Below are 14,147 nucleotides of genomic sequence, written 5' to 3'. Positions count from 1 at the left end.
ATCTACAGGGTCTCTGATCCGGTCAGGCGCAGGAGGGTCTTGCGCAGGATGGGGCTGTCGGGCTGGCCTTCGAAGGCTTTGGCCCAGACCTGTCGGGCTTCACGGCGCTTGCCGTTGGCCCAGAGGACTTCGCCCAGGTGGGCGGCCACTTCATGGTCAGGGAAGCGTTCCAGGGCCTGGCGCAGCAGGCGTTCGGCCTCGTCGAGGTTGCCCAGGCGGTAGTTCACCCAGCCCAGGCTGTCGAGCACTGCCGGGTCATCCGGGGTGAGCTGGTGGGCTTTTTCGATCAGCGCCTTGGCTTCGGTGTAGCGGGTGGTACGGTCGGCCAGGGTATAGCCGAGGGCATTCAGGGCCATGGCGTTCTCCGGCTCGCGCTCGATGATGGCCCGCAGGTCCTTTTCCATCTGCGGCAGGTCGTCACGTTTCTCGGCCAGCATGGCGCGGGTGTAGAGCAGGTTGAGGTCGTCCGGATAGCGCTTGATGGCCTGGGCCAGGACTTGCTCGGCCTGGGCGTCCTTGCTGTTGTTGCCGTAGCTCTCGGCTTCGATCAGGTACAGCTGGATGGCGTAGTCGGGCTGGGCTTCGCGAGCCTCGGCGAGCAGGCGCGAGGCCTCGGTGGCACGGCCGTTGGCGATGAGGATGTCGGCCTGGCGCAGCTGTGCCGGCAGGTAGTCGGGGCCCGGGCCGACCAGGGCGTATTCGCGCAGCGCCGCCTCGGGGTCGCTGCGCTCTTCGCGGATGCGGCCCAGGTTCAGGTGCGCGGCGTCGACATTGCTGTCGCGCTCGACCAGTTCCTGCAGGTAGCCTTCGGCTTCGTCCCAGCTTTTGTTCTCCATGCACACCAGGGCGAGCGAATAGCGCAGCTCGTCATCCTCGGGGTACTGCTGCAGCAGGCTTTCGAACTCGGCCTTGGCATCGGCCATGCGGTCCTGTTCGACCAGGGTACGGGCATAGGTCAGGCGCAGGCGCTTGTCGTCGGGGTTGTCGCGTATTGCCCCGCGCAGCAGCGGCAGGGCTTCCGGACCACGGTCCAGCGCCTGCAGCAGGCGTGCGCGCAGCAGCACCGGGGCCACTTCGCCATTTTGTGGCGGGTGCGCCTCGAGCAGGTCGAGGGCTTGCTGGGGCTTGCCGTCCTGGTTGAGCAGCAGGGCCTTGCCGAACACCAGCTGGCCGTTGTCCGGGTGTTTGACCAGCAGGCGGTCGAAGCTTTGCAGCAAGCCATCGCGGGTGTTCTGGTCGGTTTCTGCAGCCGACAGGGCAAGGAAGTCGAAATGGGTGTCGCCTTTGCCCTGGAGGACTTTCTCCATGTAGGTCATGGATTCGTCGTAGCGCCCGGCGCGGGCCAGCTGGATGGCGGCGGCGCGTTGCGCGTCGAGGTTCTGTGTATCGTTACGGGCCCAGATCAGGGCGGTGTCCAGGGACGGCTCGTCGGCGCCCAGGTACTCGGCGATGCGGTAGGCCCGCTCGGAGACCGCCGGGTCCTGGGTCTTCTCGGCCTGGTCGACATAGTTGGCCAGGGCGATGTCGAAGCGGTTGCGTTGGCCGGCAAGTTCGGCCACCAGCAGGCTGTACAGGGTTTCCTGCTTGAACGATCCATACACCACGGGCTTTTGTGGTTCGTCCTTGCCGGCCTCGGCCACGGGCGACTCGGCCTCGTTGTTCTGCGGGGCCAGGCTTTGGCAACCCTGGAGCAGGGCAAGGGCAAGCAGCAATGCGTAGGACTTGTTCATAAAGGAGGCTTTGGATACCGGCGGTCGGAGCATGATGACACAAGCGCGAGGGCAAACCCACCAGTGCGGTGTCTGGTTAACTGCGACCTTTTGGGGGGAGCAGGGTTCCACGATAGCTGTCCTCATGAACGCAGCCCCAGGCATACACCCTTGCTATCGCGACAATAGCGAACGGTGGTTGTTCTGGAACCTGCGAAGTAGGACAATTATCGGCTTCTCGTCACAACCAGCGACCTTGCATGGCCTTTCTTGCACTTGGTATCAACCATAAGACTGCCTCGGTAGACGTACGCGAGCGCGTGGCGTTTACGCCAGAGCAGCTGGTCGATGCCCTGCAGCAGCTCTGCCGACTGACCGCCAGCCGCGAGGCGGCGATCCTGTCGACCTGCAACCGCAGTGAACTCTATATAGAACAGGACCACCTGGCCGCCGACGCCGTGCTGCAATGGCTGGCCGAGTACCACCAGCTGAGCCTCGACGAGCTGCGCGCCAGCGCCTACATCCACGAGGAACACGACGCCGTCAAGCACATGATGCGCGTGGCCTCCGGCCTGGATTCCCTGGTGCTCGGCGAGCCGCAGATCCTCGGCCAGATGAAGTCCGCTTATGCTGTCGCCCGCGAGGCCGGTACCATCGGCCCGCTGCTCGGGCGCCTGTTCCAGGCGACCTTCAGCGCCGCCAAGCAAGTGCGCACCGACACCGCCATCGGCGAAAACCCGGTTTCGGTGGCCTTCGCCGCTGTCAGCCTGGCCAAGCAGATCTTCAGCGACCTGGGGCGCAGCCAGGCACTGCTGATCGGTGCCGGCGAGACCATCACCCTGGTTGCCCGCCACCTGCACGAGCAGGGCGTGCGCCGGATCGTCGTGGCCAACCGCACCCTCGAACGGGCCAGCACCCTGGCCGAGCAGTTCGGTGCCCATGCGGTGCTGCTGTCCGACATTCCCCAGGAGCTGGCCAACAGCGACATCGTCATCAGCTCCACCGCCAGCCAACTGCCGATCCTCGGCAAGGGCGCGGTGGAAAGCGCCCTGAAACAGCGCCGGCACAAGCCGATCTTCATGGTCGACATCGCCGTACCACGGGATATCGAGCCGCAGGTCGGCGAGCTGGACGACGTCTACCTCTATACCGTCGACGACCTGCACGAAGTGGTCGCGGAAAATCTCAAGAGCCGCCAGGGCGCTGCCCAGGCAGCGGAGGAGTTGGTGTCGGTGGGGGCCGAGGACTTCATGGCACGCCTGCGCGAGCTGGCGGCGGTGGATGTGCTCAAGGCCTATCGCCAGCAAAGCGAACGGCTGCGTGACGAAGAATTGCAAAAGGCCCAGCGTCTGCTGGCCAATGGCGGCAACCCCGAAGAGGTACTGGCCCAACTGGCTCGGGGGCTGACCAACAAACTCCTGCATGCGCCCAGCGTGCAACTGAAAAAGCTCTCTGCCGAAGGCCGCCTCGATGCGCTGGCCATGGCTCAGGAACTCTTTGCCCTCAACGAGGGCTCGACGGACAAGACCCCGCAATGAAAGCGTCGCTGCTCAATAAGCTGGATACGCTCCAGGACCGCTTCGAGGAACTCACCGCCCTGCTGGGCGATGCCGAAGTCATCACCGACCAGACCCGTTTTCGCGCCTATTCGCGCGAGTACGCCGAAGTCGAGCCGGTGATCGACGCCTATAAGGAATGGCGCAAGGTCCAGGACGACCTGGAAGGCGCCCAGGCGTTGCTCAAGGACAGCGACCCGGACCTGCGCGAGATGGCCGTCGAGGAGGTTCGCGAGGCCAAGGAACAGCTGGTCGGCCTGGAGTCGCAACTGCAGCGCATGCTGCTGCCCAAGGACCCCAACGACGGTCGCAACGTGTTCCTGGAAATCCGTGCCGGCACCGGCGGTGACGAGGCGGCGATTTTCTCCGGCGACCTGTTCCGCATGTATTCGCGCTATGCCGAGAAGCGTGGCTGGCGCCTGGAAATTCTCTCCGAGAACGAAGGCGAGCACGGCGGCTACAAGGAAATCATCGCCCGGGTCGAGGGCGAGAACGTGTATGGCAAGCTCAAGTTCGAGTCTGGCGCGCACCGCGTGCAGCGGGTGCCGGAGACCGAATCCCAAGGCCGTATCCACACCTCCGCCTGCACCGTGGCCGTGCTGCCCGAGCCGGATGAGCAGGTCGCCATCGAGATCAACCCGGCCGACCTGCGGATCGACACCTACCGTGCCTCCGGTGCCGGTGGCCAGCACGTCAACAAGACCGATTCGGCGATCCGCATCACCCACTTGCCCACCGGGATCGTGGTCGAGTGCCAGGAGGAACGTTCCCAGCACAAGAACCGCGCCCGGGCCATGTCGTGGTTGTCGGCCAAGCTCAACGACATGCAGACCAGTGCTGCACAGAACGCCATCGCCAGCGAGCGCAAGCTGCTGGTGGGCTCGGGCGACCGCTCCGAGCGTATCCGCACCTACAATTATCCACAGGGCCGGGTGACCGATCACCGCATCAACCTGACCCTGTATTCGCTCGACGATATCCTGGCCGGCGGTGTCGATGCCGTGATCGAGCCCCTGCTGGCCGAGTACCAGGCCGACCAGCTGGCCGCCCTGGGGGATTGAATGACCATCATCGCCAGCCTGCTGCGCAACGCGCAGCTGCCGGATTCCCCGACCGCCCGACTGGATGCCGAGCTGCTGCTCGCTGCGGCCTTGGGCAAGTCGCGCAGCTACCTGCACACCTGGCCCGAGCGCATCGTCGGCAGCGAAGCGGCCGAGACGTTCGCCGGCTACCTGGCCCGCCGCCGAGCCGGTGAGCCGGTGGCCTATATCCTCGGCCAGCAAGGGTTCTGGAAGCTGGACCTGGAGGTGGCGCCGCACACGTTGATTCCACGCCCGGAAACCGAGCTGCTGGTGGAAGCCGCCCTGGCCCGGGTGCCGCCCCGCCCTGCGCGCGTGCTCGACCTGGGGACCGGCACCGGCGCCATTGCCCTGGCCCTGGCAAGCGAATGCCCGGCCTGGCAGGTCACGGCACTGGACCGCGTCCCGGAGGCCGTGGCCCTGGCCGAGCGCAACCGTGAGCGCCTTGGCCTGGGTAATGCCCAGGTGCGCCTGAGCGACTGGTACGGCGCCGTGGCCGGCGAGCGCTTCGACCTGATCCTCAGCAACCCGCCCTATATCGCGGCAGATGACCCGCACCTGGTGGCCGGCGATGTACGTTTCGAGCCCAGCAGCGCATTGGTGGCCGGCACCGATGGCCTGGACGACCTGCGCGTGATCATCGCCCAGGCGCCCGAGCACCTGCTGCCCGGTGGCTGGCTGCTGCTCGAGCACGGCTACGATCAGGCCCCGGCGGTGCGCGAACTGCTGGCCAGCCACGGCTTCGTCGAGGTGGCCAGCCAGCGCGACCTGGCCGACCACGAACGCATTTCCATGGGGCGACTGCCATGTTGAGTGATCAGGAACTGTTGCGCTACAGCCGGCAGATCCTGCTGGCCCAAGTGGATATCGACGGCCAGTTGCGGCTCAAGCGCAGCAAGGCGCTGGTGGTCGGCCTGGGTGGGCTCGGCTCGCCGGTGGCCTTGTACCTTGCCGCTGCCGGGGTGGGCGAGCTGCACCTGGCCGACTTCGATACCGTCGACCTGACCAACCTGCAGCGCCAGGTCATCCATGACAGCGACAGCGTGGGCATGAGCAAGGTCGACTCGGCGCTCAAGCGCCTGCAGGCGATCAACCCCGAGATCGGCCTGGTCGCCCATCGTCAGGCACTGGACGAAGACTCTCTCGCCGCGGCCGTGGCGGCGGTCGATGTGGTGCTGGACTGCTCCGACAACTTCTCCACCCGCGAGGCGGTCAACGCCGCGTGTGTCGCGGCCGGCAAGCCGTTGGTCAGTGGTGCGGCGATTCGCCTGGAGGGGCAGTTGTCGGTGTTCGACCCACGTCGTGACTACAGCCCGTGCTACCACTGCCTCTATGGCCATGGCAGCGACGCCGAGCTGACCTGCAGCGAGGCCGGCGTGCTCGGGCCGTTGGTTGGCCTGGTCGGCAGCCTCCAGGCCCTGGAGGCAATGAAGTTGCTGGCCGGTTTCGGTGACCCGCTGGTCGGCCGCCTGCTGCTGATCGATGCCCTCGGCACGCGCATGCGCGAACTGCGCGTCAAGCGCGACCCGGCGTGCCCTGTGTGTGGCAGCCGGCATGGCTGAGCGTTCGGCGCCGATCGGCGTGATGGACTCGGGGGTCGGCGGCCTGTCGGTGCTTGCCGAGATCCAGCGCCTGCTGCCCAGCGAGTCGCTGCTATATGTCGCCGACAGCGGCCATGTGCCCTATGGTGAGAAATCCCCGGACTACATCCGCCAACGCCTGCGCCACATCGCCGGGTTCTTCCGCGAGCAGGGCGCCAAGGCCATGGTGCTGGCCTGCAACACCGCTACGGTGGCCGCGGTCGCCGACCTGCGTGAGCTGTATCCGGACTGGCCCCTGGTGGGCATGGAGCCTGCGGTCAAGCCGGCGGCGGCGGCGACCCGCTCGGGCGTGGTTGGTGTCCTGGCCACCACCGGCACCTTGCAGAGTGCCAAGTTCGCGGCCTTGCTCGATCGTTTCGCCAATGACGTGCAGGTAGTGACACAGCCGTGTCCTGGTCTGGTCGAACGCATCGAGGCCGGGGACCTCGACAGCCCCGAGCTGCGCCAACTGCTGCTGGGTTATGTGCAGCCGTTGCTGGCGGCCGGCTGCGATACCGTCATCCTCGGCTGCACCCACTACCCCTTCCTGCGCCCGCTGCTGGCGCAGATGGTGCCCTCGGACGTGGCGATCATCGATACCGGCGCCGCCGTCGCGCGGCAGTTGCAGCGCCTGTTGGTCGCACGGGACCTGCTGGCCGAAGGGCCTGCGCGGGGGGCCGTATTCTGGACCAGTGCCCAGCCACAATCGTTGGGCAAGGTGCTGCCGCTGCTCTGGGGTGGGGACGTCTCGGTTCATTCTTTCCCGCTGTGAATGGGGCTGCTGTGCAGCCCTTTCGCGGCACAAGGCCGCTCCTACACAGGTCGGTGTTGTTCCTGTAAGCGGCCTTGTGCCGCGAAAGGGGCGCGCAGCGCCCCCGGCTCAACCTTTAAGGGCCTGAAACGCCGCCAAGGCCCGCGCCCGGCTGCTGGCCAAGTCGACGTTCGGCCGAGGGTAGGGCGCCGCGAACAAGTCGCCGCTGCCCCCGGGCTCATGAACGGTCTTGTCATCCAGCCCCTGCAGCTCCGGCAGCCAATGGCGGATGAACTGCCCCTGTGGGTCGAAGCGACGTGACTGGCTGATCGGGTTGAAGAGCCGGAAGTACGGCACCGCATCGGTCCCGGTGGAGGCGCTCCACTGCCAGCCGCCATTGTTGGCGGCCAGGTCGCCATCGATCAGGTGCCGCATGAAATGGCGTTCGCCCAATCGCCAGTCGATCAGCAGGTTCTTGCTCAGGAACATGGCGACCACCATGCGCAGGCGGTTGTGCATCCAGCCGGTATGGTGCAGCTGGCGCATGGCCGCATCGATCAGCGGAAAGCCGGTGCGCCCCGCCTTCCAGGCTTCCAGGTCTTCGGGGGCGTCGCGCCAGGGCAAGGCTTCAGTATGGGCGCGGAAGGCCCGATGCCGGGCGACCTGTGGATAACCCACCAGGATGTGCTTGTAGAACTCCCGCCAGAGCAGCTCGTTGATCCAGGTTCGTACGCCGGCGTTGCCGCTGTCCAGCTCGCCTTGGTTGCAGAGCAGGGCTGCATGCAGGCATTGGCGTGGCGAGATCACACCGGCGGCCAGGTAAGGCGACAGCTGGCTGGTACCGGTTCTGGCGGGCAGGTCGCGCAGACGAGGATAGTCCTCGACGATTTCATCGATGAAACGGGTGAGGCGGCGCTGCGCTTCGTTTTCACCTGCTGGCCAATGCTCGCGCAGACTTCGCGACGGTGCGGCAAAGCCGGAGAAGGCCTGGGGAATCGGATCGCTGGCGATGCCCGTCGGTGCCTGGCCCGTCACCCTCGGGGCCAGGGGCGGCAGGCTCAGGTACAGGTGTTCCAGGCACGCCTTTCGGAACTGGCCGAACACCTGGAAGTAATGACCGCTGCGGGTGAGCACCGAACCCGGGCGCAGCAGCAGTTGGTCCAGATGGCCCTGGGCTGCGATGCCGGCCTCGTGCAGCAACGCCTGGGTACGTGCGTCGCGCTGCTGTTCGTTGACGCCGTATTCCTCGTTCCAGTGCACGCCTTGCACCCGGTATTGCCGGCAGACCTCCAGCACCGCCTGGGGCGCTTGCTGCCAGGTGTCGACCTGGCGAACCAGCAACGGTATCTCCAGGCGCTCCAGCGACTGGCGCAGGGCCTCCAGGTTACGCAGCCAGAAATCGACCTTGCAGGCGGCATCGTCATGGGCCTGCCATTGGCCGGGGCTGGCCAGCCACAGGGCGAGGGTCGGCCCGCGCGCGCAGGCGGCGCTCAAGGCGTGGTTGTCATCGACGCGCAGGTCGGTGCGCAGCCAGATCAATTGCATGGTGAAGCGCCTCGTCCGGTTATGCAGCATCGGGTGAATGGAGGGCCGGTTGCAGGTAGACCTGCTGCAGCAAGTAGGGGTCAGGGTGTCCGTGCAGGTGGTGCCTGAGCAGGGCCAGGGGCACCGTCAGCGGCACGATGCCTTGCTGGTAGTGGCTGATGGTTTCCTGCAACTGTCTGCGCTCGTGCTGCGCCAGCACGGGGCGCAGGTAACCGCTCAGATGCTGCAGCACATTGGTGTGGGTACCCCGGCTGGGCGTGTGCTGCAGGGCCTGCAGCAACAGGTTGAAGTAGTTCGCGCCGAGCTGCTGCGGATCGTCATCGCCGGACATGCTGCCCAGCAGGCGCCCCAGTTCCCGGTAGGCCTGGGGGCTGCAGGCCATTACCAAGTACTTGTAGCGCGAATGGAAGCGCACCAGCGCGCCACGGCTCAGGCCTTCGGCAAGCAAATGTTGCCATTGCGCGTGCGCCTGGGCTTGAAAGGGGGTGGTGGTAAGGTTGTCGGCATCCTTCATCGCTGTGTCCATAAAACTTGTACATTCATATATTTTTGTACAAGCTGATTTCAACACAGCGCCGAGGTTATGCAAGCGATTTTCAAACAGGGTGTACCGTGAAAGGGCGTTCGAGCTCGAGCATCGCCGGTGCGATGCTTGGCTCAAGCCTTTACAGGCAGGTTCACTCCAGGTGTTCCAACAGCCGCCTGGCAGCTTCCTGACCGCTGAGCCAGGCGCCTTCGACGCGGCCGGACAAGCACCAGTCGCCACAGGCATACAGGCCCAGGTCGGCATCGGCCAGGGCGCCCCATTCGTGGTTGCCGGCCGGGCGGGCATAGAGCCAGCGGTGCGCCAGGGCAAAGGTAGGGGCGGGTACCACGCAGCCCACCAGTTCGGCGAACTCACCCCACAGCTGTTCGATCACGTCTTCCTTGGGCAGGTCGATGTGCTGTTTGCTCCAGCTGGAGGTGGCGTGCAGCACCCAGGTGTCCAGGTGCTCGTCGCGTCCCGGCTTGCTGCGGTTGCGGGCCAGCCAGTCGAGGGGGTTGTCCTGCACGAAACAGCCTTGCATGGGCGTATCGAGGGCGGACTGGAACGCCAGGGCAACGGCCCAGGTCGGTTCCATCTGCACGCCCGCGGCCACGGCGGCGAGTTTCGGCGTCGCAGCCAGCAGGGGCGTGGCCTGCGGTGCGGGCACGGCGATCACCACGCGGCTGAACGGGCCATGGCTGCAACCTTCGGTGTCCTGCAGGTGCCAGTACTGCTTGCCGCGGAACACTTCGGCGATGCGGCAGCCAAAGTTCACCGTCACATCCTTGAGCAGGCCACGGGTGATGGCGCTCATGCGCGGCACGCCCACCCAGCGTATCTGCTCGTCGGGGGAGGGCGTCAGCTCGCCGTCGCGGTAGTTGTACAGCTGCGGCTTCCACTGCTCGGCCCAGCCTGCGGCGACCCAGTGCTGCACCTGCTCGACGAAGCGCCGGTCGCGCGCGGTGAAATACTGGGCACCGAGGTCCAGCGCACCGGCCTCGCTGCGCTTGCTGGCCATGCGGCCGCCGCTGCCATGACCCTTGTCGAACAGGTGGACGGTCTGCCCGGCTTTCTGCAGGGCCTGTGCGGCGGAAAGGCCGGCGATTCCGGCACCGATGATGGCAATAGGTACTGTCATGATGGCCTCTTCGAAACCTTGCTGTTAGCAGACTACGCGGTCAGGCAAACCTGTACAATGCACAATTTTTGTATAAGGTTATTCCGCTCGATAGGGCAGGTTGGCCTATGTTTATCCGAGAGCATCCGGTCTAAAAAGTGCCTTGTTCTTAAAAATAGACCACGGGCGCAGCTTGCGAGGACACAGCCATGCATATATTGCTGACCGGCGGTACAGGTTTGATTGGCCACCACCTCTGCCAGTACTGGCGCGACCAGGGACATCGCCTGACGGTCTGGAGCAGGCGCCCCGAGCAGGTGCCAGGCATCTGCGGTACGGGTGTGCTCGGCATCGCCCGTCTGGATGAACTGGCTGCGGACGACAGGGTGGATGCAGTGGTCAACCTGGCAGGTGCGCCCATCGCCGATCGCCCGTGGACGGCTGCGCGGCGGACGTTGCTGTGGGCCAGCCGCATCACCCTCACCGAGCAGGTGCTGGCCTGGTTGGAAAGCCGCGAGCAGCGCCCCGAGGTGCTGGTTTCGGGCTCGGCGGTGGGCTGGTATGGCGACGGTGGCGAACGCGAACTGACCGAGGCGTCGCCGCCGGTGAAGGAGGACTTCGCCAGCCAGTTGTGCATCGCCTGGGAAGAAACCGCCCAGCGTGCGCAACGGCTGGGGATCCGCGTGGTGTTGGTGCGCACCGGCCTGGTACTGGCCAGCGATGGCGGCTTTTTGTCGCGTCTGCGCATGCCCTTCAAGCTGGGGCTCGGCGGGCCCTTGGGCGATGGTCGACAGTGGATGCCCTGGGTTCATATAGAAGACCAGATCGCCTTGATTGATTTTCTCTTGCAGCACAAGGACTGCAGCGGTCCTTATAATGCCTGCGCGCCGGAGCCGGTGCGCAACCGCGAATTCGCCAAGCGCCTGGGCCGCACGCTGCATCGGCCCGCTGTGCTGCCGGTGCCGGCGTTGCTGCTCAAGGCTGGGTTGGGCGAACTGTCGACGCTGTTGCTCGGTGGCCAGCGCGCTCGCCCGGTTCGCCTGCTGGCGGCGGGTTTCACGTTCCGCTTCAACGATCTGCAATCGGCGCTGGACAACTTGTCCAGCCGCCTCTGACATAGGACGCTGCATGACCGATCACGCCCTGCTGCTGGTCAACCTGGGTTCGCCGGCCTCCACCTCGGTGGCCGACGTGCGCCGTTACCTCAACCAGTTCCTCATGGACCCCTACGTGATCGACCTGCCTTGGCCCGTGCGGCGCCTGCTGGTGTCGCTGATCCTGATCAAGCGCCCGGAACAGTCGGCCCACGCCTACGCCTCGATCTGGTGGGACGAGGGCTCGCCCCTGGTGGTGCTGACCCGCCGCCTGCAGGCGGCGATGGCCGAGCATTGGCCCCATGGCCCGGTGGACATCGCCATGCGCTACGGCGAACCAGCCTTGCCCGAGGTGCTGGAGCGCCTGGCGGCCCAAGGCGTGCGCAAGGTCACCCTGGCGCCGCTTTATCCGCAGTTCGCCGACAGCACCGTGACCACGGTGGTGGAGCTGGCGAAGCAGACCATTGCCGAGCGACGGCTGCCGCTGCAGATGCGCGTGCTGCAGCCGTTCTACGAACACCCCGACTACATCGAAGCGCTGGCCGCCAGTGCCAGGCCGTACCTGGAGCAGGACTACGACCACTTGCTGCTGAGCTTCCATGGCCTGCCTGAGCGGCACCTGAAGAAGCTCGACCCGACCGGCCAGCATGACTTCCAGGCCGCCGATTGCTGCAAGGATGCCAGCGCGCAGATGCGTGCGGTCTGCTATCGCGGCCAATGCCTGGCCACCGCGCGGGCCTTTGCGCAGAGGATGGGTATCCCGGACGGCAAGTGGTCGGTGTCGTTCCAGTCGCGCCTGGGGCGCGCCAAATGGATCGAGCCCTACACCGAGACGCGTCTGGACGAGTTGGGCAAGGCGGGGGTGAAGAAGCTGCTGGTGATGTGCCCGGCGTTCGTCGCCGATTGCATCGAGACGCTGGAAGAGATCGGCATGCGGGGGAGTGAGCAGTTTGTCGAGGCTGGCGGCAGGGAGCTGGTGCTGGTGCCTTGCCTGAATGACCACCCGCAGTGGGTGAAGGTGCTGGCGGGGATGTGCGAAAAGGCCTGATATAACTGGGGCCGCCTTGCGGTCTTTCGCGGCGCAAGGCCGCTACAGGAGCGCGCGGTCCCTTATAGGAGCGGCCTGGTGCCGCGAAAGGGCTGCGCAGCAGCCCCCGCGATCTCAGTTATCCAGCTGCTTGTGCTTCCAGCTGTCGTTGCCCGGCAGGATCAGGTTCAGCGCGATGGCCACGATGGCACACAAGGCGATGCCCTTCAGGCCCCAGTCGTCCGGGCCGTCGCCGCTGCCGATGAGCACGCCGCCGATACCGAACACCAAGGTCACCGAGACGATCACCAGGTTGCGTGCCTCGGCCAGGTCGATCTTGTGGCGGATCATGGTGTTCATGCCCACCGCGGCGATCGAGCCGAACAGCAGGCACAGAATGCCGCCCATCACCGGTACCGGGATGCTTTGCAGCAGTGCGCCGAACTTGCCGATGAAGGCCAGGGTGATGGCGAAGATTGCCGCCCAAGTCATGATCTTCGGGTTGTAGTTCTTGGTCAGCATCACCGCGCCAGTCACTTCGGCATAGGTGGTGTTGGGCGGGCCGCCAAACAGGCCGGCTGCGGTGGTGGCCAGGCCGTCACCGAGCAGGGTGCGGTGCAGGCCGGGCTTCTTCAGGTAGTCGCGGCCGGTCACGCTGCCCACGGCGATCACCCCGCCGATATGCTCGATGGCCGGTGCAAGCGCCACCGGAACGATGAACAGGATCGCCTGCCAGTTGAAGGCCGGGGCCGTGAACCTGGGCAGCTCCAGCCAAGGCGCGGCCGCGATCTTGGCGGTGTCGACCACGCCGAAGGCGAACGACAGGCCAAAGCCCACCAGCACGCCGGCGATGATCGGCACCAGGCGGAAGATGCCCTTGCCGAACACGGCCACGATCAGCGTGGTCAGCAACGCCGGCATGGAGATCAGCATCGCGGTCTTGTACGGCATCAATACGCTGCCGTCGCCGCCCTTGCCCATGGCCATGTTGGCGGCGATCGGCGCCATGGCAAGGCCGATGGAGATGATCACCGGGCCGATCACCACCGGCGGCAGCATGCGGTCGATGAAGCCGGTGCCCTTGATCTTCACCATCAGGCCCATGAAGGTGTACACGAAGCCGGCCGCCATCACGCCGCCCATGGTCTCGGCCAGGCCGAACTGGCCCTTGGCGAGGATGATCGGGGTGATGAAGGCGAAGCTCGAAGCCAGGAAGACCGGAACCTGACGCCCGGTGACCAGCTGGAACAGCAGGGTGCCGATACCCGCGGTGAACAGGGCTACGTTGGGGTCCAGGCCGGTGATCAGCGGCATCAGCACCAGCGCGCCGAATGCTACGAAGAGCATCTGCGCGCCCGAGACGACCTGGCGCCAAAGCGGGTCGTTGAAGCCGTCCTGCATGATCAGGCGTCCTTCTGCTTGGTGCCGAAGATCTTGTCGCCGGCATCGCCCAGGCCTGGGACGATATAGCCGTGTTCGTTCAGGCGCTGGTCGATCGAGGCGGTGTAGATCTGCACGTCGGGGTGGGCTTTTTCCACCACGGCGATGCCTTCGGGGGCCGCGACCAGGACCATGGCGCGGATCTCCTTGCAGCCGGCCTTTTTCAGCAGGTCGATGGTGGCGACCATCGAGCCGCCGGTGGCCAGCATCGGGTCGATGATCAGGGCCAGGCGCTGGTTGATGTCCGGCGCGAGTTTTTCCAGGTAAGTGTGCGCTTCGAGGGTTTCCTCGTTACGGGCGACGCCCACGGCGCTCACCTTGGCGCCCGGCACCAGGCTGAGCACGCCGTCGAGCATGCCGATGCCGGCGCGCAGGATCGGGACCACGGTGATCTTCTTGCCGGCGATCTTCTCGACCTGCACCTTACCGCACCAGCCGTCGATCTCGTAGGTTTCGAGCGGCAGGTCCTGGGTGGCTTCATAGGTCAGGAGGGCGCCGACTTCCTGGGCGAGTTCGCGAAAGTTCTTGGTGCTGATATCGGCACGGCGCATCAGGCCGAGCTTGTGGCGGATCAGCGGATGGCGGATCTCACGAGTAGGCATAGGGGAGGGCTCCGGGAGGCGGGCAAAAAAACCGCGCTAGATTAATCTATTCAGCCTGAGCTGTCGTCCAGTCATTCTGCACGTTAGTCCATAAATGCTTGATCTGTGACGAGCGGATGCG

12 protein-coding genes and 1 pseudogene are annotated in these 14,147 nt (G+C 65.7%); 7 read left to right on the top strand and 6 right to left on the bottom strand.

Going from position 1 to position 14,147, the window contains the following annotated elements:
• Positions 1 to 2: 2 nt before the first annotated feature.
• Positions 3 to 1,730 carry a tetratricopeptide repeat protein gene (locus K8374_RS20110; protein WP_224456924.1) on the bottom strand — a complete coding sequence of 576 codons (1,728 nt, stop codon included), beginning with the start codon at positions 1,728 to 1,730 and terminating at the stop codon, positions 3 to 5.
• Between the two features lie 239 nt (positions 1,731 to 1,969).
• On the opposite strand from K8374_RS20110, the gene hemA reads away from it, so the two are divergent.
• Genes hemA through murI form a run of 5 tightly spaced genes read left to right on the top strand, consistent with a single transcriptional unit; the run spans position 1,970 to position 6,696 of the window.
• Entirely contained in the window at positions 1,970 to 3,247 is a 1,278-nt protein-coding gene (gene hemA, locus K8374_RS20105; protein WP_224456923.1) for a glutamyl-tRNA reductase, read from the top strand.
• Complete coding sequence (prfA, locus tag K8374_RS20100; protein WP_224456922.1) at positions 3,244 to 4,326, top strand: peptide chain release factor 1; 1,083 nt, start codon at positions 3,244 to 3,246, stop codon at positions 4,324 to 4,326. The genes hemA and prfA overlap by 4 nt, the downstream gene beginning before the upstream one ends.
• Complete coding sequence (prmC, locus tag K8374_RS20095) at positions 4,327 to 5,157, top strand: peptide chain release factor N(5)-glutamine methyltransferase (RefSeq protein WP_224456921.1); 831 nt, start codon at positions 4,327 to 4,329, stop codon at positions 5,155 to 5,157.
• Positions 5,151 to 5,906: a molybdopterin-synthase adenylyltransferase MoeB gene (locus K8374_RS20090; protein WP_224456920.1), complete on the top strand. Its 756-nt coding sequence runs from the start codon at positions 5,151 to 5,153 to the stop codon at positions 5,904 to 5,906. Before prmC ends, K8374_RS20090 begins: the two co-directional genes overlap by 7 nt.
• Positions 5,899 to 6,696, top strand: coding sequence for a glutamate racemase (gene murI / locus K8374_RS20085; RefSeq protein ID WP_224456919.1), 798 nt, complete (start codon positions 5,899 to 5,901; stop codon positions 6,694 to 6,696). Before K8374_RS20090 ends, murI begins: the two co-directional genes overlap by 8 nt.
• A 108-nt stretch (positions 6,697 to 6,804) precedes the next feature.
• Here the strand turns inward: murI and phrB are convergent, their stop codons facing one another.
• The 3 genes and pseudogenes from phrB to K8374_RS20070 form a co-directional block, all read right to left on the bottom strand.
• Positions 6,805 to 8,220: a deoxyribodipyrimidine photo-lyase gene (phrB, locus tag K8374_RS20080; RefSeq protein ID WP_224456918.1), complete on the bottom strand. Its 1,416-nt coding sequence runs from the start codon at positions 8,218 to 8,220 to the stop codon at positions 6,805 to 6,807.
• Positions 8,221 to 8,239: 19 nt separating this feature from the next.
• Positions 8,240 to 8,689, bottom strand: a pseudogene (locus K8374_RS20075) (YbgA family protein); the annotation flags it as partial.
• Between the two features lie 208 nt (positions 8,690 to 8,897).
• Positions 8,898 to 9,884 (bottom strand): NAD(P)/FAD-dependent oxidoreductase, encoded by a 987-nt coding sequence (locus K8374_RS20070; RefSeq protein ID WP_084858583.1) that lies wholly within the window; start codon positions 9,882 to 9,884, stop codon positions 8,898 to 8,900.
• Between the two features lie 188 nt (positions 9,885 to 10,072).
• Between K8374_RS20070 and K8374_RS20065 the strand changes: the two genes are divergently transcribed.
• Together K8374_RS20065 and hemH are read left to right on the top strand one after the other, a co-directional pair.
• Positions 10,073 to 10,978: a TIGR01777 family oxidoreductase gene (locus tag K8374_RS20065; protein ID WP_224456917.1), complete on the top strand. Its 906-nt coding sequence runs from the start codon at positions 10,073 to 10,075 to the stop codon at positions 10,976 to 10,978.
• 13 nt (positions 10,979 to 10,991) lie between these two features.
• Entirely contained in the window at positions 10,992 to 12,005 is a 1,014-nt protein-coding gene (hemH, locus tag K8374_RS20060; protein ID WP_224456916.1) for a ferrochelatase, read from the top strand.
• Positions 12,006 to 12,119: 114 nt separating this feature from the next.
• Here the strand turns inward: hemH and K8374_RS20055 are convergent, their stop codons facing one another.
• Both K8374_RS20055 and upp read right to left on the bottom strand, forming a co-directional pair.
• Complete coding sequence (locus tag K8374_RS20055; RefSeq protein ID WP_224456915.1) at positions 12,120 to 13,385, bottom strand: uracil-xanthine permease family protein; 1,266 nt, start codon at positions 13,383 to 13,385, stop codon at positions 12,120 to 12,122.
• Between the two features lie 2 nt (positions 13,386 to 13,387).
• Complete coding sequence (gene upp / locus K8374_RS20050; RefSeq protein WP_028691132.1) at positions 13,388 to 14,026, bottom strand: uracil phosphoribosyltransferase; 639 nt, start codon at positions 14,024 to 14,026, stop codon at positions 13,388 to 13,390.
• Between the last annotated feature and the right edge of the window lie 121 nt (positions 14,027 to 14,147).

It is taken from the genome of Pseudomonas sp. p1(2021b) (assembly GCF_020151015.1).
Taxonomy (GTDB): Bacteria; Pseudomonadota; Gammaproteobacteria; order Pseudomonadales; family Pseudomonadaceae; genus Aquipseudomonas; species Aquipseudomonas putida_K.
The sequence above is the reverse complement of the archived record's forward strand: the minus strand, read 5'-3'. Positions and strand labels throughout refer to the sequence as shown.